We start from the raw sequence: 24,438 nt of genomic DNA, 5'->3' as shown, positions 1-24,438 counted from the left end.
GCACGGGGCCGTGTCGGCCGCCGATCCACCGTTCAGTTCGGGGTCGTCTCGCTGTTGATGAGGGGCCCGAACGGCTCCCACCGGTCCGTGCTGAACCGCATCATGCGCAGTTGCTCGATGATGAGGTAGTCGGTCGGGCTGGTGTTGATGCTCATGCCCGGCAGGAGCAGGTCGAGCTGGAGGTTCTTCAAGCTGGCCGCCTGCCGCATGATGTTCTCGCGGGTCAGATCGTCGCCGGCCTGCTTGAGCACCTGCTCGAGCGTCTGTGCCGTCGTGTAGGCATAGAAATAGACTGCGTTGTTCTTGTCCGCGTCCGGCATGTACTTATCCATGAAGGCGATCCACTTCTTGACGCCGGGATCGTCCTTCCACGTCGGATCGGTATAGTCCTTGAGGTAGCTGACGCTGAGGATGCCTTGCCCATTCTCGAAGCCGGCCGGCTGCATCACCTGGCCGACGGAAACCGAGTTGACGCTGAGGATGTGGACGGGCTTCCAGCTCAGCTCGCCGGCCTTGCGGATGGCCTGGGCCGCGAACTTCGGGGTGGTGATGTTGAGGAACAGGTCCGCGCCTGACGACTTGAGCTTGACCATCTGCGAGTCGACGGTCGGATCGGTGGCCTCGTAGGACGCCTCCGAGATGATCATCGCCGCCGCCTTGTCGCCGAGCCCTTCGCGGAGCCCGGTGATCACCTCCCGGCCGAAGTCGTCGTTCTGATAGAGGATAGCGATCTTGGCGCTGGGATGGTTCTGAAGAATGTAGCGGCCGTAGACGCGCCCCTCCGTCAGGTAGGTGGGGTTCCAGCCCATCGTCCACGGAAAGTTCTTCGGGTCCGAGAAGCGCGTGGCGCCGGTCGATACGAACAGCTGCGGCACCTTCTTCTGGTTCATGTACTTCTGGATCGCCGCATTCGGCGCGGTGCCCAGCGTCTGGAAGGTGAACAGCACCTCGTCGCTTTCCACGAGCTTGCGGATCTGCTCCACCGTCTTGGGTGGGCTGTAGCCGTCGTCGTAGCTGATCAGCTTCAGCTTGCGGCCGTTGATGCCGCCCTGATCGTTGAGCATCTGGAAGTAGGCAGCCTGGGTCTTGCCGATGACGCCGTAGGATGAGGCCGGGCCACTGTAGGGCATGGTCTGGCCGAACTTGATCTCGGTGTCGCTGGCGCCCGGACCGTACGTCTTCTGTGCCTGTGCGGGTGCGGTGGCGAGGGCCAGCAGCCCGGCCAGAGCGACGATCACGCCTGCGCGGCGCCGTGATACGTTTTTCACGCGTTCCTCCCGATGCAAAGTCGAGCGAATGGCGGCGCGGTCGGCGCCCGCCCCTGAAACGATCCCCCCGGATGTGATATCGGGCCGGCCCGTCGGCGCCGGACCTTGCAGCCCGGCGCACATGCGAAGGACGGCTCGCACGAACCGTCCTCCCCTGCCGCAATCGGGATGTGCCCGCTCGGGCCGTCATCTTGCGATTGGGTGAACCCACCCAATCGCAAAGCGCTCTCGTCTAGCCTTCGTGGCGCAGCACCCTGCGGCGGAGCATGGCGATGAAGCCGGCGACCCCCGAGGGCATCAGGAACATCAGCCCGAGCAGGATGATGCCGTAGAACGCACCGGACAGCCCCTTGGAGAACTGCTCGGCGATGTTGGGCACGAACAGCACGAACAGGCCGCCGAAGAATGCGCCGGGGATCCAGCCCACGCCGCCGACGACGAGGCCGACGAGCAGGGCGATCGACAAGATCACCGTGAAGCTGTCGGGGGCGACGAACTGGACGACGATGGCGCCCAGTGCCCCGGCGATGCCGGTGTAGGACGCGCTGAGGCCGAAGGTCAGCGCCTTGTAGAGGGAGTTGTTGATGCCCATCGAGCGCGACGCGATGGGGTTGTCGCGGATCGCCATCATGGCGCGCCCGGTGCGGCTCTTCAGCAGGTTGTGCGCCAGCCAGAACAGCAGCACCCCCGTGATCAGGGTGAAGAAGTAGAGCCACTGGTCCTGGTTAAGCGGCAGGCCGAAGGGGGCATCGGGCTTCATGATGACGATGCCCTGCACGCCGCCGGTCCAATGCTCGAGCGGCGACAGCTTCAGGATCTGCGGCGTGGCGACCGACAAGGCGAAGGTGGCGAGCGCCAGGTAGATGCCCTCCAGCCTGAGCGCGGGCAAGCCGAACACGAAGCCGAAGGCGAAGCAGATGACGCCGGCCGCCGGCAACGTCCAGACGTAGGAGATCTCGGCCTTGTCCATGAGGATCGCCGCCGTGTAGGCGCCGATCGCGTAGAACGCCGCATGGCCCAGCGAGAACTGCCCGTTGAAGCCGGTGAGCAGATTCAGCCCCAGGATGGCGATGGCGTAGATCAGCACCATCGTCACCTGGAAGACGAAGAAGCTCTTGGTCACGAACGGCAGTGCAACGGCCGCAGCGAACAGGATGATGCTCAGGATGATGCCGATGGCGCGGTCACGACCGAACGGCTTGGTGACCATATCGGCTGAGAGAGCTGGATGCTCGGCGGCGGTTTCGAGGTTCTCGGTTTGCACGGACATGGTTACACCCGCTGGACGGTTGCGCGGCCGAACAGACCGCCCGGCTTCAGGACGAGCACCAGGACGATGATGCAGAGAGCGATGGTGAGCTTGAGCTCACCGCCGATGACCGGGATGAAGGTGCCCGCCAGGTTCTCGATGACGCCCACGAGGAAGCCGCCGAGGACGGCCCCGCCGGGGCTGGTCAGGCCGCCGAGCACGGCGCCGGCAAAGCCATAGACCAGGATGCCGAGCATCATGTTGGGCTCGAGGAACACGACAGGCGCGACCAGCATCCCGGCGACGGCGCCGATCGCCGCCGCCATGCCCCAGCCGAGCGCGATCATCCAGGAGACGCGCACCCCGACCAGCCGCGCCGAGACGGGGTTATCCGCCGCCGCCCGCATGGCCAAGCCGACCCGCGTGTAGCGGAAGAAGAAGAACAGCGCGAGCAGCAGAATGAGCGTGATGCCCATCATGCCCGCCTGGTGGGCGCTGATCAGGCTGGAGCCGAAGAGCGGCGCCGAGCCGAAGGGCGACGGGAAGGTCTTGATCGAGAAGTCCCAGATGAAGCCCGCGGCGCTGGTCAGGATGCTGAGCAGCGCGATGAACAGCACCACGTGGCTCAGGATCGGCGCATTGGCCAGTGGATGGAAGATCAGCCGCTCGATCAACACACCGCCGACGAAGGAGATCGCCACGGTGAGAGCGAAGGCGACCCAGTAGGGGACGCCCCACGTGATCAGCTGCCAGGCGATGAAGGTCGAGAACATCGCCATTTCGCCCTGGGCGAAGTTGAGATGGCCAATGGCCGTGAAGATCATGACGACGGCGAGCGCCACGCAGGCATAAATTGCCCCGGTCGCAATCCCGGCCACGACTTGCTGGATCAGGAGTTCCATGGAGTGTTCGCCTCAATAGCCGAGATAGGCGCGGCGGATGCTCTCGTCTTCGCGGATGGCAGCCGCGCGGCCGGAGAACACGACACGCCCCGTTTCCAGAAGGTAGGCATGGTCGGCGAGATCGAGCGCCAGAGAGGCGTTCTGCTCCACCAGCAGCATGCTGACCTTCTCGTTGCGGTTGAGCGAGCGGAAGATCTCGAAGATCTCCCGCGTGATCATCGGGGCGAGCCCGAACGACGGCTCGTCCAGCAGCATCAGCTTCGGCCGCAGCATCAACGCGCGGCCGACGGCGAGCATCTGCTGCTCGCCGCCGGACAGCAGCCCGGCGATCTGCGTGCGCCGCTTCTTGAGGATCGGGAAGTAGCTGTAGACGAGCTCCATGTCGGAGGCGATGCCGGCCTTGTCGCGGCGCGCCATGGCGCCGAGCTGCAGGTTCTCCTCCACCGTCTGGCGCAGGAACGTGCCGCGGCCATCGGGGACGTGCGCAACGCCGAGGCGAACGATATCCTCCGTCTGGTTGCGGTTGATCTGCTGGCCGTTGAGCAGGATGTCGCCGGTGCGCTTGACCATGCCGCAGATGGCCCTGAGCGTCGTCGTCTTGCCGGCGCCGTTGGCGCCCAGCAGCGTGGTGACGCTGCCCGGCTCGATCTCGAAATCGAGCCCGTGCAGCACCCGGGTCTGGCCATAGGCCGCGTGCAGCCCCTTGATCTCAAGCAGTTTGTTCATTGTTTCTCGGTCCCGAGATAGGCGGCGATCACGTCCGGGTTGCGCTGCACCTCGGCCGGTGTGCCCTCGGCGATCTTGCGGCCGAAGTTGAGCGCGACGACCCGGTCGGACACCGACATGACGAGGCTCATGTGATGCTCGACGAGCAGGATGGTCAGGTTGCGGTCGTCGCGAATGTGACGGATGCGCTCGCCGAGCTCCTCGACCTCCTCGTGATTGAGGCCGCAGGCCGGCTCGTCCAGCAGGAGCAGCTTGGGATCGGTGGCCAGCGCCCGGGCGAGCTCCACGCGCTTCTGCGTGCCGAACGGCAGGTCGCCGACCCGGCGTTGGGCCACGCCCTTGAGGCCGAGATACTCCACGATGTTACGGGCGCTGTCGTCGATCAGCTTCTCGTTGCGCCGGCTCCATGGGAAATTGAACGCATCGCTCACGTAATCGCTGCGCGTGCGGCAGTGGCCGCCGATGCGCACGTTGTCGAGCACCGACAGGTTCTGGAACAGCGCCAGATTCTGGAAGGTCCGGCCGATGCCGATCTCGGCGATGCGGTGGGCCGGGCGCGACAGGATCGACTTGCCGTCGAACAGGATGTCGCCGTCACTCGGCGTATAGAGCCGGCTCAGGCAGTTGAACAAAGTGGTCTTGCCCGCACCGTTGGGGCCGATCAGGCCCACGATCTTGCGAACAGGCATATCGAATGAGACGCCGTCGAGGGCGACGATGCCACCGAAACGGACAGCGACGTCGCGAACGGACAGTATTGGCTCTGACATAATGGAGACCGTGGCGGCTAATGCGAACTCGGGACGCGATTCGGCAGCAGGCGGTGCATCGCCTTTCGCGTGACGGATCGTTGAAGTGAGTTTGACACGTGCTCCTCCCTGGGCCGGAATTGGTTTTCGTTTTTCGGCGGCCCATCTTCCTCAGATCGGGCCCGTTTGGCAACGGGCCGCCGCTGGCGGACCGGCAATTTTCATATTTTATTTGTTGTCAGATCCGGCCCGAGCGGGACGCGTCCGCAACCGCCGCGAACAATGCCCACATCATGAGCATTGCGCACAGCGCATGTGCGACCAGTCAGTATGGCATACGTGTGACGCTGTCAAAGCCTTGCCGCGCTGAGGCCGGGAACTCAGCCGTGGTGCCGCGGGTTCCCCTAGGTCCGACGTTCTTGGCAACGCGAGTGGGGAGTCGGGACAATGAGGTTTGCAATTGCAGCGTTTATTGTGGCGATGACGGCCGCGCCGCTCGCCGCACAGGCGCAATCCGCACCTGGCAATGTGCCGCAGGCACCGGTCGGCCACCGGCAACCCCGGCAGGACGACCTGCTGTCCGCCACCAGTCGGCTCGGTGATCCGATCGCAGCGCAACAGCAGCGGCGGAATCAGGAAGACAACAGAATCGTCGGCAGCATCTGCAGCGACTGCGGCGTTTCGCCGAGACGTTGAGCGGGACCGTCTGGCCCGGCAGGGGCGGATCGGCCGCTCCTCGCCGCGTCAGGTGTCGTTCTGCGCGTTGAGCTGGTCGGGGGCCACCGAGGCGACGGGCGCTTCCAACCGGGCCCCGCCGCCGTCCTGGAAGTGCACGCCGTGCGCCCGCAACGTGCGGATGACGACCCCGTACGCCTCGTCGCCGTCCTGCACCGCAGCCCCCCGCTCCACAGCGGCGATCGTCGCGGCCGAGAGGCCGCAATGGGCTGCGAGATCCGCGGCACTCCATTGCAGAAGTGCGCGGCCAGCCTTGATCTGAGCCCCCGTTACTTCGCCCGACATGGCCTGCTCCCTATCGCCTCTTTCCGCCGGCGCGGCGGTGCCAGCTCTACCTGCGATACTGGCTGGCCACCACGAGCCCGGGCGGCGACGGCCAGACATCCTCAGCCTCACCGAGGCGGATGATCTGGGTCACGAACGCCATCATCGCCTTGAACATGGCACTTGTGAACGGCTTCGGCAGGCAACCGATGACATGGGGGTCGTCGAGCCCGGCGAGCTGGCGCTCGCTGGTGATGAAGACGACCTGCGTGGCGTAGTCGCGCATGATGTCGTGGGCGACCTGAAGGCCGGTCAGGCCATCGCGCAGATTGAGATCCACCAGCGCGACGTCGGGCCGATGCGCCTTGGCGAGGGCGATGGCGGCGGCGGAATCGGCCGCCACCCCGATCGGCGCGTGGCCGAGACCTTCGAGCAGGCTCTCGTATTCCAGGGCAAGAAGAGGCTCGTCTTCCACGATCAGAACCCGCAGGCCTCCGACAGCGCCCATTGCACGATCCACTCCTTCGGATGCCAGCACCGTCGTGCGCATCAGCTCGGCGCTATGTCGGCCATCACACAAAATGCCTGTAGTTCATCCATGGTTCCCTTAACAGTGCCAAAAACTGGTTGCGCTCGGGGGGTGTTCGGCCCGTATCCGCTCGCCGATGGTCACAATGGATCGGTTGCGAACTCGGCCGTGGCGTTATCCATGTCGAGCATCGACGGCAGGATGGATTGGGCGCGCCGCCGCTCCTCGTCGTAACAGTTGCACGCGCGCCGCCGGAGAATGCCGGCATCGACGATGTCGAGCCGGCCACGGCTGTAGCGAATGGCCCCCGCGCGCTGGAGCGCCTGGGCCGCCAGGGTGACCGTCGTGCGCTGGACGCAGAGCATCGCCGCCAGGAACTCCTGGGTGAGCGGAAACCGGCGCGCATCGCAGCGGTCGCAGCACATCAGCAGCCAGCGCGCGAGCCGCTCCTCGGCGCTGTGCAGTGCGATGCAGGCAACCGACTGCATCGCCTGGGAGAGGGCCAGATCCGTGCAGCGGACGAGCAGCTCATTGGCTTCGGCATCGTCATCGATGGCAGTCCGCAGCGCCGCCGCGCCGACGCAGTGGGCGTAGCCCGGCACCTGGATCACCGCCCGCTGCAGAGCGACGCGCCCCTCCCACCACGCCGGCAGACCGAGCGCTTCACGCCGGCCGACGAGGCCCGTCTCCACCTGCGCCTGCCCCGGCAGGAGCGTGATCAGCGAGATGATCCCGTCGGACGGAAAATAGATGCGGTCGATGACGTCGCCCGGCTCGTAGAGGATGTCACCCTGCCTCAGATCGGCGAGGGCCAGCTGCCCTGCCAGCCGGGCGAAGACGTCATGGGGCAACAGGCGAAGTATCCGGTTTTTCACCGGTATCTCGGTCACGCTTGGTTTGATCATGCAACCGAAACGCCCAGTCTCCGCTGTGCGTTCCAAGCGATGGCGCGTTCGGCGCAGAACCGGCCGTGGCCGGAAACGAGACGCCCCGCGGAACCGATGGTCCGCGGGGGCGTTTGCATTGGCCGCGGCGAGCCGAGCGGCCGCGCGGGGATCGACGGGGGCCGCCGGCTCGGGCCGGCGACCTTCCAGAGCGACGGACACCCCAATGGAATCGGGGCTGCCGCTCCAGCTTCCTGTCAGAGCTCGTGCAGCTTCTTGCCCTCGGCCGCGACCTTCTCGAGCAACGCCGAAGGCTTGAAATCGTCGCCCATGGTGCGCTCGAACTCGCGCATCTTGGCGAGCACCTTGTCGGCGCCGATCACGTCGCCGTAGAACATCGGGCCGCCGCGATAGACGGGCCAGCCGTAGCCGTTGATCCAGACGATGTCGATGTCGGAGGCACGGATCGCCTTGCCCTCTTCGAGGATCTTGGCCCCCTCGTTGATCATCGGATAGATGCAGCGCTCCAGGATCTCCTCGTCGGAGATGACGCGCCGGTTGATGCCCTTCTTGGCGGCGAAGTCGAGGATGACCTTTTCCACCTCGGCCGACGGCTTGGCGTTGCGGTTCTCGTCGTAGTCGTAGAAGCCCTTGCCGTTCTTCTGGCCGCGGCGATCCATCTCACAGAGCACCTCGCGGATCGTGGAGCTCGAGGTGGTCTCCTTCGACCAGCCGATGTCGAGGCCGGCGAGGTCGGACATGGCGAAGGGGCCCATGGGCATGCCAAAGTCGTAGAGAACGCGGTCGACGTCCCACGGCATGGCGCCTTCCAGCACCAGCTTGTTCGCCTCGCGCTGGCGCTGGGCGAGCATGCGGTTGCCGACGAAGCCGTGGCAGACGCCCACCAGCACCGCGACCTTGCCGATCTTCTTGGAGAGCTGCATGAGCGTGGCGATGACTTCCTTGGAAGTCTTGTCGCCACGCACCACCTCGAGCAGGCGCATGACGTTGGCCGGCGAGAAGAAGTGGGTGCCGATCACCCACTCCGGCCGCTTGGTGGCCGAGGCGATCTCGTTGACGTCGAGGTAGGAGGTGTTGCTGGCGAGGATGGCGCCGGGCTTGGCGATGGCGTCGAGCTTGGCGAACACCTCCTTCTTGATCGCCATGTTCTCGTAAACGGCCTCGATGATGAGGTCGCAGTCGGCGAGCTTCTCCAGCTCGAGCGCGCCGGTGAGCAGGCCCATGCGGGTCTCGACGTCCTCCGGGCGCAGGCGGCCCTTCTTGGCCGTATTCTCATAGTTCTTGCGGATGACGCCGAGGCCGCGCTCGAGGGCGTCCTGCTTCATCTCGACGATGGTTACGGGAATGCCGACGCTGGCGAAGTTCATCGAGATGCCGCCGCCCATCGTGCCCGCGCCGATGACGCCGACCTTCTTGATCGGCAGGACGGGCGTGTTCTCCGGCACGTCGGGAATCTTGGCGGCCTGGCGTTCAGCGAAGAAGATGTAGCGCTGAGCGGCGGACTGCGTGCCGCTGACCAGGCCGACGAACAGGTCGCGTTCCGCCTTCATGCCCTCATCGAAGGGCAGGTTCACGGCCGCCTCGATGCACTTGATATTCGCTTCCGGCGCCTCGAAACCCCGGAACCGGCGGGCGTTGGCCTTGCGGAACTCGGCGAAGATCTCGGGCTTGCCGCGGGCCGCCTCGACCTTGTCCTGGAGATCGCGGACCTTCTTCAGGGGGCGCTGCTCGGCCACCAGCTTGCGGGCGAAGGCGATGGCGCCCTCGCGCAACTTGCCCTCGTCGACGATCTCGTCGACCAGCCCGGACTTGAGCGCGACGCCGCTGCCGACGAACTCGCCGGAGGTGACCATGCCGAGCGCGACTTCGGGACCGACCAGCCGCGGCAGGCGCTGGGTGCCGCCGGCGCCCGGCAGCAGGCCCAGCTTGACCTCCGGCAGGCCGACCTTGGCGGAGGGCACGGCCACGCGATAGTGCGCGGTCAAGGCCACCTCGAAGCCGCCGCCCAGCGCCGTGCCATGGATCGCCGCGACCACCGGCTTGGGCGAGTTCTCCATCATCGCCTGCACCGCCGGCAGACTGGCCCCCTTCGGCGCCTTGCCGAACTCGCTGATGTCGGCGCCGGCGATGAACGTGCGGCCGTCGCAGATGAGCACGATGGCTTTGACCGCATCGTTGTCGATCGCCGCCTTGAATCCGTCGTGCAGGCCGTCGCGCACCGGCGCGGACAGGGCATTCACCGGCGGGGAGTTCAACGTGATCACGGCGACGTCGCCTTCGATCGTCAGATCGGTCACTGGATTGATCGCGGTCATCTGCTTCTCCTTGGCCGGTAGCCCATCTTTTTTGGCATCTTGATCGGCATCCGCTTTAGGCAATGAACGAACGGAAGTCGAGAGTAGCGGGGGGTTGCGACAGCCGCAGCCCCGGCGGCGCCATGGCCTCTCCCCGATGACCTCTCCGCGATGCGGAAGCGCCGGTCGGCCGCCGCGGGACATTTCCTGCACAGGCGCCGCTTCAAGCTGGCATTTCGAGCTGGCTTTTCGACGTGTGCGCTGCCGTAAAACTTTCCAGCAGCCGCCGAAAACTTGCCGCCGACGGATTGAGCAGAGAGCTATTGCGCATGCCCGGCTTAGCGCCCTACACTCTTGGTGTCACGGCGGCGTTTATCCTCTTTCAACTGGCGCGGTCTGGGGGTACTAATGAACTGCCGTTCCAAAACCGACCGCGCCTTGATCTGTAACCACGCCTGAGCATCCGGATGAGCCGAGACAACGATTTTCGCGACCGTCGCCGTTCACGTGACCATGCGCCTGACCCCTGGGCCAACGACCTGCCTCCCCTTCCATCGCGTCCGTCGCCGTCGTTCTCCCGGCCTGCCCCGAGCAGCGGCCCCGAGGTCGGAGCCACGGTCAAGTGGTTCAACGCCCAGAAGGGCTTCGGCTTCGTCCAGCTGACGGACGGGTCCGGTGAGGCTTTCCTGCATATCCGTCCGGTCGAGGCCGCCGGACATACGACGCTGGAGCCTGGCACCACGCTGACCGTGCGCATCGGTCAGGGCCAGAAGGGCTCGCAGGTCACCCAGATCCTGAACGTCGACACCAGCACGGCCGAAGCTCCGCGGCCGCGGAGCGGTGGCTTCGGCGGCGGGGGCGGCGGTGGCGGCTATGGCGACCGCGGTCCCCGTAGCGGCGGCTACGGCGGAGGTGGTGGCGGCGGCTTCGGCGGTGCGGGACCGCGCCGGCCGTTCGGACGTCAATTCGATCCGGCGGTGCTTGAGGGCGTGCCGGAAGAAGCCGGCACCGTGAAGTGGTTCAACCCGGAGCGGGGCTTCGGCTTCATCGCTCTGGAGCGTGGCGGCAAGGACGTCTTCGTCCATCAGTCCGCCCTCGCCCGTTCGGGCATCAACGACCTCCGCGAGGGCCAGCAGGTGCTGGTTCGCCTGGTCGAAGGCCCCAAGGGTCCGGAAGCCGGTTCGATCCAGCTCGGCTGAGCGGATTCGCTGATCAACGACATGAGCGGCGCGGTCGTCTGATCGCGCCGCTTTCGTTTGCGCTTCTCGCCGCGCGGGTGACGTCAGTTCATCACAAGACGCCGCGCGTGACCGGCAGAACCGCCCCAATGGGATCGGAGCCGCCGCTCCGGCTCTCATCCTGGCACCGGATCCACCCCAAGACGGGGCCCCAACTTGATCCAATGCTCCAAGCTCAGGCCCGATTCTGGCCGGAGAGACGGCCTTCCGCCAGCCACGCCGCGAGGACGGCGCCCAGCAGCAGGCCAAGAGCGATCAGGCCGATGCCGAGCGGGAACACCGAGACGCCGCGCACGACGGCGCTGTCGCTCGGGCGAATGCCGATCCAGTCCGTCCCGGCAAAGCGCGAGCCCGAGCGGATCTCGACGATGCGGGGCACGTTGACGCCGCTGCCGGCGGCTTCGACGCGGCGCACGCTGCCGCCGGTCGCGTCCGCCAGCGGCTGCAGGCGCCCCGTGTCGCTGAAGACGTCGGCGAGCTCTCGCGGGTTCTCGGGCCCGACCGAGACGAAAGCCATCAGCTCGCCCGAACGCAGCCGATAGAGGCCCTGCTCGCGCGCCGTGGCCACGGCGCGAAACAGCCCGGGCTTGTCAGGCGACAGAGTGACCGTCGTCTCGCCGCCGCTCGGCGCCGTGACCGTCACCGGGCCCGGATCGTCGCCCATGGTCTGGCGCTCGATGTTGATCTCGCGGCCGCGGCCGGTGGCCCTCAGCGCCTCCTCCTCCAGCTCCGGCTCCTTCATCAGCCAATGGCTGGTGCGCCGCAGCAGATCGAGATACGGGCCGCCGCCGCGATAATTGCGGGCCCACAGCCAGGCGTGATCGGACAGCAGCAGGGCGACGCGGCCCTTCTGCTCCCGCGCCAGGACGACGAGCGGCCGATCGCCGATGCCGTCCATCACCACCGAGCCCTGCGATACGCGCGCACCGATGACGCGCGCCCACTCGCCCCAGCGTGGTGGCTGCGTCTCGGAGCCCGGCAGCTCGCGCGTGACCGGGTGGCGTTGGCCGAGCGGCGTCACCTCGGCCCGGAACGGGCTCTCCTCGATGCGCCCGTCGGGAATGGCGGGCAGCACCGAGAGCAGCGGCGTACGCGCCAGGCTGGCGGCGCTCGCGTATTCGGGGCCCGCCGCCACCAGCAGCGCACCGCCGTCGCGCACATAACGCACGATGTTATCGTAGTAGAGGCTCGGCAGTACGCTTTGGTTGGCGTAGCGATCGAAGATGATGAGATCGAACTTATTGATCTGCTGTTGGAACAGCTCGCGCGTTGGGAAGGCGATCAGCGACAGCTCGTTGATCGGGGTGCCGTCCTGCTTCTCCGGTGGCCGCAGAATAGTGAAGTGGACGAGATCGACGTTGGCATCCGACTTGAGCAGATTGCGCCAGGTTCGCTCGCCCGGATGGGGCTCGCCCGAGACGAGCAGCACCCTGAGCTTCTCGCGAATGCCTTCGATCGTCAGAACCGCCCGGTTGTTGGCGGCCGTCAGCTCGCCGGCGAGAGGGCCGACCTCGATCTCCACCACGTTGGGGCCGCCATGCTCGATGCGCACCGGCAGCGGCACGGGCGTATTGGTGGCGACCTCGACCGTACCGAGGCTGACGCCATCCCGGCGCACCGTCAGGCTGGCGCGACCCGTGCCGCCCCGCTCGACGACCTCGACGCGCATGACCTGATCCTTGCCGACGATTCCGAATCGGGGCGCATCGAGCAAGGCCACGCGCCTGTCGAGCTCTTCGGCGTGACCGGTGATCAGGGCATGCAACGGTGCCTTGAAGCCGAGTTGCGACGCCTGCGCCGGCACATCGTGAACGACGCCGTCGGTGATCAGGAGGGCACCGGCGATGCGCTCGGCCGGCACATCGGACAGGAGGTCGGACAGCGCCGCGAACAGGCGGGTGCCGTCGCCGCCGCCCTCGCTGTCGGTCACGTCGGCGGTGCGGACCTCGATGTCGGGCAGGGCGGCGAGCCGCCGCTCCACCTCCGCCTTGGCTCGGTCCGTCTGGACGGCCCGGTCGGCCAGCGTCTGCGACGTGGTGCGGTCGACGAGCACGGCGACCACGTCCTTCACCGGCTCGCGCTGCTCCTGCACCAGGGAGGGATTGGCGAGGCCGGCGAGCACCAAGGCGAGCGCCACGCCGCGGATCAGCGCCGTGGGTCCGCGCGCCAGCAGCGACACGAGCACGACGATCACGGCGAGCGCCGCGAGCACGCCCAGCGCCCAGAGAGGAACAAGTGGCGAGAAGCTGACCGACATCGTCACTGCCCCAGCCGTTCGAGCAGCGCCGGCACGTGCACCTGGTCCGCCTTATAGTTGCCGGTCAGCGCATACATGACGATATTGACGCCGCCGCGGATGGCCATCTCCCGCTGCCGCGCCTCGCCGTGGCCGACGACCGGATAGAGCGGCTCGCCGCGGCGTCCGACGGCCCAGGCTGCGGCCAGATCGTTCGAGGTGATGATGATGGGCGACACGCCGTCGCCGGCGCGCGCCGGCGCCCGCTCGCCCTCCGTCTCCGCCGGCAGCGCCTCCACCCAGGTCTGTCCCGAGGCGTAGCGGCCGGGGAAGTTGTCGACGAGGTAGAACGCCTTGGTCAGCACGTGGTCGCGCGGCACCAGTTCCAGCTGTGGAACGTCGAGGGTCGCCAGCATCCGGCGCAACTGCTGGCCTTCCGGCGAGGTGGTTCCCGAGGCGCGGCCGGACAGCGCGTCACGCGTGTCGAAAATGACGGTACCGCCGCCCTTCATGTAGGAATCGAGCTTCCGCAAGGCGACGTCCGACGGCAGCGGACGCCCCGCGACCACCGGCCAGTAGAGGATAGGGTAGAACGCCAGCTCGTCCTTGCCGGGGTCGACCCCGGCCGGCTCCCCCGGCTCCATCGCCGTGCGCTGGGCCAGCGCCTGCGACAGGCCGACGAGCCCGGCCCGGCTGGTGGCGTCGACCTGCGCATCGCCGGTCGCCACATAGGCGAGCCGCGTCACCAGGGCCGCCTCGATATCGGATTTACGCAGCGGCGGTTGCGCCGCGGTCCCGTCAGGCGCTGTGGGCGCCTGCGGGGAAGCCGCCGGCGGCGTACCCGGCGTCGGCGGTCCCGCCCTCCCCGTCGGGCTCGCCTGCGAGATCTGCGGCGATGCCGACGTCGGCGCCGCCTGCGCCCGCGCCTGGGGCGGCGCGCCGGTCCAGGCGGCGAATGCCGCCATGACGACGGCTGCCGCCGTCGCGGCGGCGCGGCTGCGACGGCCGAAGCGTGGCCGATAGCCGCCGAGCAGAAGACTGGCGATGCTGTCGATCAGCACCAGCACGGCGGCCGCGAGCAGCAGCGGCATGCGCAGGTCGATCGCCGCCGGGCGGCCGATCCCCTCCAGGCGGGCGTTGAGCGGCGCGACATCGACCATGCCGAGCCGATCGCCCGGCGCCAGCGCATTCACCGCCATCAGCGCCTCATTCGGTCCGTAGAAGCCCGGTGGGTGATCCTCGGTGGCCCGGCCGGCAAAGTTGCGCGCCACCGGCTTCGCCGTGGCCGGCGGCGCCCTGAAGGCGCCGAAGCCGTCGAGCGTCCGCTGCGGCGCCGCCGTCTCGATCCGGCCGGTCGCCGGGTCGGCCGCTTCGGTCGGCTTGCCCGACAGCGCCACGATGCGCCTCAACATATCGACGAAGATGCCGGACAACGGCAGATTCGACCAGGATGGATCCGCGGTGACGTGGAACAGCACGAGAAGCCCGTCGCCGCGCTTGTCGGCGGTGACGATCGGCGTGCCGTCGGCCAGCGCGGCCCAGGTCTTGCCCGCCAGCTCGCCATCCGGCTCGGCCAGGATCTGGCGGCGCACGGTGATCTCCTCGGGCACGGCGAGGCCGAAGAACGGGCTCTCGCGAGGGAATGGCGCGAGCGTCTTGGGCGCGTCCCAGCTCAGCGAACCGCCGAGGCTGCGGCCGCCCCGTCGCAAGTGAACCGGCACCAGATCGTCGTTGCCGGCGGCCAGGCGCGAACCGGCGAAGCGCACCAGCACGCCGCCGCCGGCGACGAAATCACCAAGCTTTTCGGTGGTCTCGCGGTCGAGCGATCCCACATCCGCCAGCACGATCACCGAGACCTTTTCGCCGATCAGCGTGTTGATCGTCTCGTTGGTGCCGGCGCGCGGCTCACGCACGTCGGCAAAAGGAGCCAGCGCCCGGCCGACGTAGTAGGTCGGCGACAGCAGCGGCTGCGCCACGTCTGCCGTCGCACCGGTCACCAGCCCGACCCGGCGGCGCTGGCTGCTCTCGTCCACCAGCGCCACGGCGCCGGCGGAGGGCTCGTCGACGATGTCGATGCGCGCCACGGCATTGCGCAGCTCGATCGGTAGCTCGAAGCGAGCCGTCGTCTCCGTCGCGCCCGACGGAAAGCTGAACCGAGCCTCGCCGAGCGGCAGGCTCTTGACGTCGAGCGCCCGCGCCGTGCCGCTGTCACGACCGCTCGACGGCGGCCGGATCACCGTCACCTCCAGGCCGCTGGCGGCGTTGTTGGTGCCGGCGAGCGCCAGCGCGAGCGGGCGTGGCGCCCGAAAGAGGGTTACCGCGGGCTTGGCACCGTTTGCATCCGCGAGGCGCGACAGCCCGGCGACGAACGCAGCGCTGTCGTCGCTCCGCTGCGCCGCTTGCGGGCTCTGGGCCGCGGCTGCCGGCTCCGCGGCGGGTGCTGCCGCCGTGACCGCCACGCCATCGCTGATCCATTCGATCTCGACGCCTGGCGTCGACGTGACCAGCCGCTCGATGGCGGCCAGGTGTGCGCGCCGGTCCGGCGCATAGGGTGCAGGCACGATGGCCCGCAGCCGCTGCTGGGCGGCGCCCGCTTCCTGTGGCGCCAGCTCGCCCGGCCGGTCGGCCGTCGCCAACACGACGACGGCGCGGCCGCTGCGGCCGGCTGCGGCGATGCGGTCGGCCGCCAGCGCGATACGCTCCCGCCAGTCGTGCGCGGCGGCAAAGCCGTTGTCGAGCACGAGCAGCAGCGGCCCGCGCGCGCCGGCCGGAGCGTCCGGCACGGGGTTCCACACCGGGCCGGCGGCAGCGAGGATGACGCAGGCGGCGATCAGCAGCCGCAAGGCCAACAGCCACCAGGGCGTGCGCGCCGGCGTCTCGCGGCGGGCAGCCAAGTCCACGAACAGCTTGAGGGGTGGAAACACGATGCGGCGCGGCTGCGGCGGCGTCACCCGCAGCAACAGCCAGATCGCCGGCAGCGCGGCCAGCGCGATCAGCGCCATCGGCGCGGCGAAACCCAAGGCGGCGGGGATCATAGGGCCCATGCTCCGACGGATGCGCCCGCCGCCGCGCCGCGGCTCGCGGCGATCAGGGTCATGGCCCGCAACAGCCCTTCGCTCGCCGGCCGGTCGGTGCGATGGATGGTCATCGTCCAACCGCGCTTGGCCGTGACGGCGGTGATGGCCGCCCGATGCTGCGCCAGCTTCGCCCGGTAGTCGTCGCCCCACGAGGCGGCATCGCCGACCCTGAGCCGCAGCCCGGCCTCCGGGTCGGTCAGCTCCGCCTGACCGGTGAACGGAAAGGTCTCCTCCACCGGGTCGGCGATGAGGATCAGATGGCCGCGCGCGCCGCGGCTGGCCAGGCCCTCGACCGACGCCTCGAGCTCGGCCGGACGCACCAGGAAATCGGCGATGAGCACGGCTTCGTTCAGAGGCGGCAGGGCTTCCCGCGGCGGCAGATCCCGCTCCTCGCCAGCCTTGTCGAGGACCAGGGCTTCGGCAAGATCCTCGACGATGCGGCGTGAGGCCCGCGGCGGCAACAAGCCCAGCAGGCCCACGCGCTCGCCGACCTCGACCAGGGCGTCGGCGAGGGCGAAGCCCACCACGATGGCGCGCTCCACTTTGGGCGCCTGCGCCAGCGACGAGGCGAAGGCCATGGAGGCGGAGCGGTCGATCCACAGCCACACCGACTGAGCCGCCTCCCACTCGCGCTGGCGCACGTAAAGCCGCTGATCGCGGGCCGAGCGGCGCCAGTCGACGCGCGCCGCGGCCTCGCCGGGCGAGAACGGACGGAACTGCCAGAAACTCTCGCCCTGTCCGGCGCGGCGGCGGCCGTGCACGCCGTGGGCGGCTGCGGCGACCCGACGCGCCTCGAGCATGATGCGCGGCAGCCGCGACGCGAGCGACAGCGCAGCTTCGATCTCGCGGCGGCCAGGCGTTCGGTTACCGGTTTGAAGCGCCGTGACGTGCGCCATTCCCGCCTCAGGCCAACCGTGAGACGAGCTGGCCGACGATGCCGGTCACCGTCTCTCCTTCGGCGCGGGCGGCGAAGGTCAGCGCCATGCGGTGCTTGAGCACCGGTTCCGCCAGGGCCGCGACGTCGTCGATCGACGGCGCCAGGCGGCCGCCGACCAGGGCGCGGGCACGGGCCGCCAGCATCAACGCCTGGCTGGCGCGCGGGCCCGGCCCCCAGGCCAGCTTGTCGAGGATCGCCTTGTCGCCGTCGCCGGGTCGGGCGGCACGGACCAGATCGAGGATGGCCTCGACCACGCTGTCGCCGACCGGCAAGCGGCGCACCAGCCGCTGCGCCGCCATCAGGGCCTCGGCCGTCATCGCCTGCGTCGGCTTCTTCTCATCGAGTCCGGTCGTCTCGAGCAGGATGCGTCGCTCGGCCACGCGATCGGGATAACCGATATCGATCTCCAGCAGGAAGCGGTCGAGCTGCGCTTCGGGCAGCGGATAGGTGCCCTCCTGCTCGAGCGGGTTCTGGGTCGCCAGCACGTGGAACGGCGCCGGCAGATCGTGCCGCTCGCCGGCGACGGTGACGTGGTGCTCCTGCATGGCTTGCAGCAGGGCCGACTGGGTGCGCGGGCTCGCCCGGTTGATCTCGTCCGCCATCAGCAGCTGCGCGAAGACCGGCCCGCGCACGAAGCGGAAGCTGCGGCGGCCCTCGGGGCTCTCTTCGAGAATCTCGCTGCCCAGGATGTCCGACGGCATCAGGTCGGGGGTGAACTGGACGCGCCGGGCATCGAGACCGAGAACGGTGCCCATGGCGTCGACCAGCCGCGTCTTGGCGAGACCGGGAACGCCGACCAGAAGGCCGTGGCCGCCCGCGAGCACCGTCACTAAAGCCAGCTCGACGACCGTCTCCTGACCGAAAATGACCATCCCGATCGCCTCGCGGGCCTTGCCGATGGTGGCAAGCGCGGCCTCCGCCTGGGCGACGACGGCATCGTCGAGAGCGGTGGGCGGCGTCGTCGGGAAGCCGGCAGAGGCGGCCGAAGCGGAGGCGGATGCGGTGCTCATCTACTCAATCTCCTCATCGCCCCGAGCGGCGAGTGTGCCGTCAATAGCCCCGCCGGAGCAAGCAATCCCGCAGAGCGGGCCGGCCGCGATGGGTCATCTGCAAAGACAGATGGCGAGCAAATGGCGTGCCGGATGCCATCCGAAAAGGGCGCGCCCGCGGCCATGCCCCTCGCATCGAAGCCGATGCCGCGCCTTTCCCGAGACGCAACGTGGCATTACATCATGGAAAAATGGACGTCGTGAGGCGGCCGCCCGTCGAGGTCGATCCGGGGCCGACGGTGGCGGCGGGACCGATCGCCGCAGCGCAGCAGCCGGTGGCCCGGAGGAGGGATTCGTGGTCGAGAGCGCACAAACCGGTGGCAACGCTGCCCCGGCCCAGGCGATGCCAGCCGGGCTCGACAATCTCTTCGCCGCCCTGGGCGGCCCGAATGCCCCCGCCAAGCCCCGCCCCGTCGAGACGTGGAACCCGGAGTTCTGCGGCGACATCGACATGCGAATCGCCGCCGACGGCACCTGGTTCTACATGGGCACGCCGATCGGCCGCCCCGCCCTGGTCAAGCTGTTCGCCTCGATCCTGCGCAAGGATGCGGAGCGCTACGTGCTGGTGACGCCGGTCGAGCGGGTCGGCATCGCCGTCGAGGACGTGCCGTTCATGGCGGTGGAAATGGCCGTCTCCGGTGATGGTCATGACCGCGTGCTGCACTTCCGCACCAACGTGGACGACGTCGTGGCCGCCGGCCCCGAGCATCCGCTGCGCTTCGCGCACGGCGAGGGCGACGCCCTCAAGCCCTATGTCCATGTCCGCGGCGACCTGTGGGCGCGGCTGAGCCGCCCGCTGCTCTATGACCTGATCGAGCTCGGCGAGGAGCGGCCGAACGACGGCGACGGCGACGGCGACGCCATGTTCGGCGTGCAATCGGCTGGTCGCTTCTTCCCGATCGCGCCGGCCAGCACGATCCGCTAAAGCAACGCTCGTGATCGCTGAACCATTCGACATCGACACCTTCCTCGACCGCGCGCGCCGGCGCCTGGAGCCGGAGCCGCCGCCGATCGGCAGCCCGTTGTCCAACCCGCGCGGCGATCACGACCTGAACGAGCATGCGGGGCCGCCTCTGGCCGAGCAGGGCACCAAGCCCGCGGCGGTGCTGATCCCGGTCGTGCGCCACCCGGAAGCCACGGTGCTGCTCACCCAGCGCGCCACCGCGCTGCGCGACCACGCCGGCCAGGTCGCCTTCCCCGGCGGCAAGATCGACCTGGAGGACGCCTCGGCATTGGCTGCGGCCCTGCGCGAGGCCGAGGAGGAAATCGGCCTGGACCGCAGCTTTGTCACGCCGCTCGGCTATCTCGACCCGTACATTTCCGGCACCGGCTACCGCATCATGCCGGTGGTCGCCCTAGTGGAGCCCGGCTTTAACTTGACGCTCAACCCGATCGAGGTCGATGCGGCCTTCGAGGTACCGTTGTCCTTCCTGATGGAACCGCTCAATCACCAGCGCCACGCCCGCGAGTGGCGCGGGCAGCTCCGGCATTATTATGCAATGCCGTTCGGCGATCGCTATATCTGGGGCGCGACCGCGGGCATCATCCGCAATCTCTATCAAAGGCTTTACGGAGCATGAGCCGGGCTCTCTTCGAAGAGCTGATGCTGTTCCTCATCCCGTTCGCCGCGTTTGCCCTCTATCTGGCGGTGCGCCGGCGCAATCCGCTGACCCGCGAGCCGTGGCGCGGCCACGTGCCGTGGCTCGCCATCGTCGGCCTCGGCCTCGCCATCGGCTCGCTCGTGCTGACCGGCCTGTTCGAGCCGCACCGCAGCGGCAGCTACGTGCCGCCGCGCCTGGAGAACGGCAAGCTGGTCCCCGGCGGGTTCCAATGACGACGGCCGTCACGCCAGCTCAGGCCGACCGCCTGCGGGCCGTGCTGGCGAGGCCTCCGCTCGCCACCCTGCTCGACCTCCTCGACCGCGACGGCGAGGAAGCCCGCGTCGTCGGCGGCGCGGTGCGCAATGCGCTCATCGGCGCCGCGGTCAGCGAGGTCGACGTAGCGACGACGGCGGTGCCGGCCGAGACGATCCGGCGCGCCCGGCGGGCGAAGCTCAAGGCGGTGCCGACCGGGATCGAGCACGGCACCATCACCGTGATCGTCGCCGGCACGCCGTTCGAGGTGACCACTCTGCGCCAGGACGTCGTGACCGACGGCCGCCACGCCCAGGTCCGCTTCGGCCGCGACTTCGCCGAGGATGCGGCACGGCGCGACTTCACCATCAACGCCCTGTCGCTCAGCCGCGACGGCGCCGTGCACGACACGGCCGGGGGCCTCATCGATCTCGCCACCCGCCGGGTCCGCTTCATCGGCGATCCGGCGACGCGCATCCGCGAAGACTACCTGCGCACGCTGCGCTTCTTCCGCTTCCATGCGCAATACGCGGACGGGCCCATGGACACCGCCGGCCTCGGCGCGGCAATTCGCGAACGGGCCGGGCTCGCGCGCCTGTCGCGCGAACGGATCCGCGCGGAGCTGCTGAAGCTGGTCGCGGCGCCCGGCGCCACCGCGACGATCACAGAGCTCTCGCACGCGGGCCTGCTGCTCGCCGTGACCGGCGCCGTCGCCGAGCCCGGCCGCCTGGCACGGCTCGTCGCGCGCAGCGATGCGCGCGGGCGCGACACCATCCTGCGGCTCGCTGCCCTGCTGGTGCGGGTGCGGGAGGACGCGGACAACCTGCGGGAGCGGCTGCGCCTCACCAACGCCGAGCACGACCGGCTGCTGGATCTCGCCGCTTTGCAGGCGCGCCTGCGCAGCCTCGATGCCCCGCTCGACCGCCGCGCCGTGCGCCGGCTCGCGGTCGGCCACGGCGCGCAGCCGCTGGCGGACGCCGTGGTTTTGCTGGCGGGCGGCGCCCGGCCGGCCCTGACGGCCGGGGGAGCGGCGACCCTGGCCGCTCTCGCCGCCGGCGACGAGGCGATCCCGTCCTTCCCGCTCGGCGGGGCCGACGTGATCGAGGCCGGCGTCCCGCCCGGCGCCGCCGTCGGCCGCGTGCTCGCCCGCGCCAAGGCGCTCTGGCTCGACGCCGACTGCCCGGTCGACGCCGAGACCGTCGCCGGCCTGCTCCGGCAAAGCCTGGAGCATCCAACGCCCTGAATCTGGAGCGCTGCTTTTGCGATCCGGCGAATTCACCAGATCGCGAAGCGCTCCAGCCACTAGGGCGCTTTGCGATTGGGTGGATACACCCAATCGCAAGAAAGCGCTCCAGATTCAAAAGACTATGAGCATTTCTCTGCCATTGGATGGGTCCATCCAATGGCGAAATGCTCCAGCGACTCGCACCGATCCAAAGGCCGCACTACATTATCCGCGTCCGGCAGGCATGGGTCCGCGCCGGGCTCGGAGCGCGCGATGGCCGATGCCCCCGATCGTCCGGTCGACGTTGCCAGGCGCCTGGCCGAGCGTCGCGACCGCTTCCAGCAGCGGCAGGCCAGGCGGCCGGTGAGCGACGGCTGGCGCCGCGAGACCTTCACGCTGCCGCGCGGCGAGGCGCGTGAGAAGGCCCGCGAGTGGTTCGCACGCTTCCCGAAGGCGGCCTACATGTCCGAGGTGGAGAGCTGGCGCGAGCTCGCCGACGGCTCGATCGAATTCACCATGCGGCGGCTGCCCACCGCGGACTGACCGGCGCGACGCGCCGGCGGGCGTCCGCAGCCGACGCCATCCCACAGGTCCAGGTGGCCGGCATGCCGATGCGACGGCCGGCGCTTCGACGCCTGCGGGCGGCCCTCAGTTGGCGAAGCGGAAATGCAGGACGTCGCCGTCGGCGACGATATAGTCCTTGCCCTCCAGGCGCAGCTTGCCCGCATCGCGCGCGCCGGCCTCGCCCTTGAGGCCGACGTAGTCGTCGTAGGCGATGGTCTCGGCGCGGATGAAGCCCTTCTCGAAATCGGAATGGATGACGCCGGCGGCCTGCGGGGCCCGCGTGCCGCGGGTGATGGTCCAGGCCCGCGCCTCCTTTGGCCCGACCGTGAAATACGTCACCAGGCCGAGCAGCTCGTAGCCGGCGCGGATGACGCGATTCAGCCCCGGCTCGTCGAGGTCGATCGCCTCCAGGTAGTCGCGCTGCTCGTCGGCCGGCAGCACGGCGATCTCGCTCTCGATCTTGGCCGACACGACCACCGCCTTGGCGCCCTCCTCCGCGGCGCGCCCGAACACCTTGGCGGATTGCCCATTGCCGTCGCGGGCCGAGGCCTCCTCGACATTGCAGACGTAGAGCACCGGCTTGGCGCTGAGCAGGCCGAGCAGGCGGAAGCTGCGCTCCTCCTCGGGCTTGAGCTCCACCAGGCGGGCGGGCTGCCCCTCGCGCAGCAGCCCGAGCGCCCGCTGGATCAGGTCGAGCTGCTCCTTGGCCTCCTTGTCGCCGCCGCGCGCCTTCTTCTCCAGGGCGACGACGCGCTTCTCGAGGCTGTCCAGGTCGGCGAGCATCAGCTCGGTCTCGATGGTCTCGATGTCGGCGACGGGGTCGACGCGACCCTCGACATGGGTCACGTCCCCATCCTCGAAGCAGCGCACCACATGGGCGATGGCGTCGCACTCACGGATGTTGGCGAGGAACTGGTTGCCGAGTCCTTCGCCCTTGGAGGCGCCCCGCACCAGCCCGGCGATGTCGACGAAGGTCAACCGGGTCGGAATGATCTGTGCCGAGCCGGCGATCGCGGCGAGACCGTCGAGACGGGAATCCGGCACCCCCACGTCGCCGACGTTCGGCTCGATGGTGCAGAACGGATAGTTGGCGGCCTGAGCCGCAGCCGTCTGCGTCAGCGCATTGAACAAGGTCGACTTGCCGACGTTCGGCAGGCCGACGATCCCGCATTTGAAACCCATGGAAACTCCAGCGCTCCGCTCGACAGACGGCGGCATTCAGCTCGGCGGCGCGCGGCCCGGCGCCCCTGGCGAAGGGGATGTCTCGCAGCCACCCGTTTTTTGCAATAGCCAGGATGGGCGAAGGAGGCTACCCATAGGGCGAGCGCGCGGCGCCGGGCAATGCCGGGCGAGCGCGTGTGGAGCAGGGCCCGAGCGGCGGAGCGCGGGCAGCCGCAACGGCGCCGCGGGAGGTTCATCGAGCCGGACGCGCCCGCAGCACGCAGCCGCGCACCGACAACTCGAAGGTTTCGGCTCCCGGAACCGATAGCTGGAGGAACATGGGCCGCTGGCGCCAATTGAGCATCCTGATCGTCGAGGATGATCCGGTTTTCGCCCTGCAGATGACCTATGCGGTCGAGGACGCCGGTCATCGCGTCGTCGGCCAGGAAGCGCGCTTTGCCGACGCCATCGAGGCGGCACATCGCCTCAACCCGGATGTCGCCTTCGTCGACCTCAATTTGTACGAAGGCCTGATCGGGCCGACCCTGGCGCGCCGATTCGCGCGCGAAGGCCGGCCGCTGGTCATCTTCGTGACCGGCCATCCCGAGCAACTGCCGCCGGATCTCGCCGGCGCCTATGGCCTCCTGCGCAAGCCCGTTTCGCCAGCCGACCTCAAGGCGACCCTCGCCTTCCTCGCGGCGAAGTTCGACGGTGGCGCGGAGACCAAACCCAACCAGCTGCGGCTCGCCGCGGAATGAGCCAGGAGACTCCATGACCGCCCCCTTGACCGAGAGCGGCGCGACGGACACTGCGCCAGCGGCCGAAGTCGTGCTCCGCGCCGCCATCGTCCCGGTCACGCCGTTCCAGCAGAACTGCTCGATCGTGTGGAATGACGAGACCAAGCGAGGCGCCGTGGTCGACCCGGGCGGCGACCTGCCCCGCGTCAGGAAGGCGCTCGAGCACTCGGGCGTCACCGTCGAGAAGATCATTCTGACCCACGGCCATATCGACCACGCGGGCGGCGCGGCCGAGCTCGCCGAGGAGCTCGGCGTGCCGATCGAGGGGCCTCACCTGGAGGACAAGTTCCTTCTCGATCAGCTCGTCGCCAGCGGCGCCGGCTACGGCATGACCGGAGTGCGCAACGTGACTCCGAATCGCTGGCTTGCGGAAGGCGACGTCGTGACCATCGGCGGCGCGCCGTTCGACGTGCTGCACTGCCCCGGCCATTCGCCCGGCAGCGTCGTCCTGGTCAACAAGGCCCAGCGCTTCGCGCTGGTGGGCGACGTGCTGTTCCAGGGCTCGGTCGGCCGCACCGACCTGCCGCGCGGCAGCCACGAGACGCTGATCGCCGGCATCGTGGAGAAGCTCCTGCCGCTCGGCGACGACATCGCCTTCATCTGCGGCCACGGGCCGATGAGCACCTTCGGCCAGGAACGCCAGTTCAACCCGTTCCTGACCTGATCCGGTCTGCCATCCA

At 68.8% G+C, this 24,438-nt stretch carries 23 protein-coding genes; 9 read left to right on the top strand and 14 right to left on the bottom strand.

Annotated features, from left to right (window positions below; translation table 11 throughout):
* Nucleotides 1–32 precede the first annotated feature (32 nt).
* The 5 genes from ACZ5PO_RS18945 to ACZ5PO_RS18925 all read right to left on the bottom strand — a co-directional run bounded on the left by ACZ5PO_RS18945 (nt 33) and on the right by ACZ5PO_RS18925 (nt 4,915).
* Nucleotides 33–1,268: an ABC transporter substrate-binding protein gene (locus ACZ5PO_RS18945; protein ID WP_464196255.1), complete on the bottom strand. Its 1,236-nt coding sequence runs from the start codon at nt 1,266–1,268 to the stop codon at nt 33–35.
* A gap of 232 nt (nt 1,269–1,500) precedes the next feature.
* Nucleotides 1,501–2,478: a branched-chain amino acid ABC transporter permease gene (locus ACZ5PO_RS18940; protein ID WP_464196910.1), complete on the bottom strand. Its 978-nt coding sequence runs from the start codon at nt 2,476–2,478 to the stop codon at nt 1,501–1,503.
* Between the two features lie 62 nt (nt 2,479–2,540).
* Nucleotides 2,541–3,419 (bottom strand): branched-chain amino acid ABC transporter permease, encoded by an 879-nt coding sequence (locus ACZ5PO_RS18935; protein ID WP_464196253.1) that lies wholly within the window; start codon nt 3,417–3,419, stop codon nt 2,541–2,543.
* A gap of 12 nt (nt 3,420–3,431) precedes the next feature.
* Nucleotides 3,432–4,145: an ABC transporter ATP-binding protein gene (locus ACZ5PO_RS18930; RefSeq protein ID WP_464196251.1), complete on the bottom strand. Its 714-nt coding sequence runs from the start codon at nt 4,143–4,145 to the stop codon at nt 3,432–3,434.
* On the bottom strand, nt 4,142–4,915 hold the full coding sequence (locus ACZ5PO_RS18925; RefSeq protein ID WP_464196249.1) for an ABC transporter ATP-binding protein: 774 nt from the start codon (nt 4,913–4,915) through the stop codon (nt 4,142–4,144). Before ACZ5PO_RS18925 ends, ACZ5PO_RS18930 begins: the two co-directional genes overlap by 4 nt.
* Before the next feature lie 426 nt (nt 4,916–5,341).
* Between ACZ5PO_RS18925 and ACZ5PO_RS18920 the strand changes: the two genes are divergently transcribed.
* A complete protein-coding gene (locus tag ACZ5PO_RS18920; protein ID WP_464196247.1) occupies nt 5,342–5,590 on the top strand; it encodes a hypothetical protein in 249 nt (82 codons plus the stop codon).
* Nucleotides 5,591–5,638: 48 nt separating this feature from the next.
* Here the strand turns inward: ACZ5PO_RS18920 and ACZ5PO_RS18915 are convergent, their stop codons facing one another.
* The 4 genes from ACZ5PO_RS18915 to ACZ5PO_RS18900 all read right to left on the bottom strand — a co-directional run bounded on the left by ACZ5PO_RS18915 (nt 5,639) and on the right by ACZ5PO_RS18900 (nt 9,633).
* Nucleotides 5,639–5,914: a helix-turn-helix domain-containing protein gene (locus ACZ5PO_RS18915; protein ID WP_464196245.1), complete on the bottom strand. Its 276-nt coding sequence runs from the start codon at nt 5,912–5,914 to the stop codon at nt 5,639–5,641.
* A 46-nt stretch (nt 5,915–5,960) separates the two neighbouring features.
* Nucleotides 5,961–6,443, bottom strand: a complete 483-nt coding sequence (locus ACZ5PO_RS18910) for a response regulator (protein WP_464196243.1) — start codon at nt 6,441–6,443, stop codon at nt 5,961–5,963.
* Between the two features lie 119 nt (nt 6,444–6,562).
* A complete protein-coding gene (locus ACZ5PO_RS18905) occupies nt 6,563–7,312 on the bottom strand; it encodes a Crp/Fnr family transcriptional regulator (RefSeq protein ID WP_464196241.1) in 750 nt (249 codons plus the stop codon).
* A 251-nt stretch (nt 7,313–7,563) separates the two neighbouring features.
* A complete protein-coding gene (locus ACZ5PO_RS18900; protein WP_464196908.1) occupies nt 7,564–9,633 on the bottom strand; it encodes a 3-hydroxyacyl-CoA dehydrogenase NAD-binding domain-containing protein in 2,070 nt (689 codons plus the stop codon).
* A 455-nt stretch (nt 9,634–10,088) separates the two neighbouring features.
* On the opposite strand from ACZ5PO_RS18900, the gene ACZ5PO_RS18895 reads away from it, so the two are divergent.
* Entirely contained in the window at nt 10,089–10,820 is a 732-nt protein-coding gene (locus ACZ5PO_RS18895; protein ID WP_464196239.1) for a cold-shock protein, read from the top strand.
* 214 nt (nt 10,821–11,034) lie between these two features.
* Here ACZ5PO_RS18895 and ACZ5PO_RS18890 read toward each other — a convergent pair whose 3' ends face one another.
* The 4 genes from ACZ5PO_RS18890 to ACZ5PO_RS18875 are packed head-to-tail and all read right to left on the bottom strand — an operon-like array spanning nt 11,035 to nt 18,119.
* Nucleotides 11,035–13,116: a hypothetical protein gene (locus ACZ5PO_RS18890; protein ID WP_464196237.1), complete on the bottom strand. Its 2,082-nt coding sequence runs from the start codon at nt 13,114–13,116 to the stop codon at nt 11,035–11,037.
* A gap of 2 nt (nt 13,117–13,118) precedes the next feature.
* On the bottom strand, nt 13,119–16,130 hold the full coding sequence (locus ACZ5PO_RS18885) for a DUF4159 domain-containing protein (protein ID WP_464196235.1): 3,012 nt from the start codon (nt 16,128–16,130) through the stop codon (nt 13,119–13,121).
* Nucleotides 16,127–17,068, bottom strand: a complete 942-nt coding sequence (locus ACZ5PO_RS18880; RefSeq protein WP_464196233.1) for a DUF58 domain-containing protein — start codon at nt 17,066–17,068, stop codon at nt 16,127–16,129. Before ACZ5PO_RS18880 ends, ACZ5PO_RS18885 begins: the two co-directional genes overlap by 4 nt.
* A gap of 7 nt (nt 17,069–17,075) precedes the next feature.
* Nucleotides 17,076–18,119, bottom strand: a complete 1,044-nt coding sequence (locus tag ACZ5PO_RS18875) for an AAA family ATPase (protein WP_464196232.1) — start codon at nt 18,117–18,119, stop codon at nt 17,076–17,078.
* A gap of 382 nt (nt 18,120–18,501) precedes the next feature.
* Here ACZ5PO_RS18875 and ACZ5PO_RS18870 point away from each other — a divergent pair, with 382 nt between their 5' ends.
* From ACZ5PO_RS18870 to ACZ5PO_RS18850, 5 genes are all read left to right on the top strand, one after another.
* Complete coding sequence (locus ACZ5PO_RS18870) at nt 18,502–19,083, top strand: DUF1285 domain-containing protein (protein ID WP_464196906.1); 582 nt, start codon at nt 18,502–18,504, stop codon at nt 19,081–19,083.
* 10 nt (nt 19,084–19,093) lie between these two features.
* Entirely contained in the window at nt 19,094–19,738 is a 645-nt protein-coding gene (locus ACZ5PO_RS18865; protein ID WP_464196230.1) for a CoA pyrophosphatase, read from the top strand.
* A complete protein-coding gene (locus ACZ5PO_RS18860) occupies nt 19,735–19,992 on the top strand; it encodes a DUF6111 family protein (RefSeq protein WP_464196228.1) in 258 nt (85 codons plus the stop codon). The genes ACZ5PO_RS18865 and ACZ5PO_RS18860 overlap by 4 nt, the downstream gene beginning before the upstream one ends.
* The gene (locus ACZ5PO_RS18855; protein ID WP_464196226.1) at nt 19,989–21,254 is read left to right on the top strand and encodes a CCA tRNA nucleotidyltransferase; all 1,266 of its coding nucleotides are present in this window, start codon (nt 19,989–19,991) and stop codon (nt 21,252–21,254) included. The genes ACZ5PO_RS18860 and ACZ5PO_RS18855 overlap by 4 nt, the downstream gene beginning before the upstream one ends.
* A 255-nt stretch (nt 21,255–21,509) precedes the next feature.
* On the top strand, nt 21,510–21,779 hold the full coding sequence (locus tag ACZ5PO_RS18850) for a hypothetical protein (RefSeq protein ID WP_464196224.1): 270 nt from the start codon (nt 21,510–21,512) through the stop codon (nt 21,777–21,779).
* A 105-nt stretch (nt 21,780–21,884) separates the two neighbouring features.
* On the opposite strand, the gene ychF is transcribed toward ACZ5PO_RS18850, so the two are convergent.
* Nucleotides 21,885–22,982 (bottom strand): redox-regulated ATPase YchF, encoded by a 1,098-nt coding sequence (gene ychF, locus ACZ5PO_RS18845; RefSeq protein ID WP_464196222.1) that lies wholly within the window; start codon nt 22,980–22,982, stop codon nt 21,885–21,887.
* Between the two features lie 317 nt (nt 22,983–23,299).
* On the opposite strand from ychF, the gene ACZ5PO_RS18840 reads away from it, so the two are divergent.
* Both ACZ5PO_RS18840 and ACZ5PO_RS18835 read left to right on the top strand, forming a co-directional pair.
* Nucleotides 23,300–23,719 carry a response regulator gene (locus ACZ5PO_RS18840; RefSeq protein ID WP_464196220.1) on the top strand — a complete coding sequence of 140 codons (420 nt, stop codon included), beginning with the start codon at nt 23,300–23,302 and terminating at the stop codon, nt 23,717–23,719.
* A 13-nt stretch (nt 23,720–23,732) separates the two neighbouring features.
* Nucleotides 23,733–24,422, top strand: coding sequence for an MBL fold metallo-hydrolase (locus ACZ5PO_RS18835; RefSeq protein ID WP_464196218.1), 690 nt, complete (start codon nt 23,733–23,735; stop codon nt 24,420–24,422).
* Nucleotides 24,423–24,438 lie beyond the last annotated feature (16 nt).

The sequence above is a fragment of the Chelatococcus sp. KU-N122 genome, from assembly GCF_055391085.1.
The sequence above is the reverse complement of the archived record's forward strand: the minus strand, read 5'-3'. Positions and strand labels throughout refer to the sequence as shown.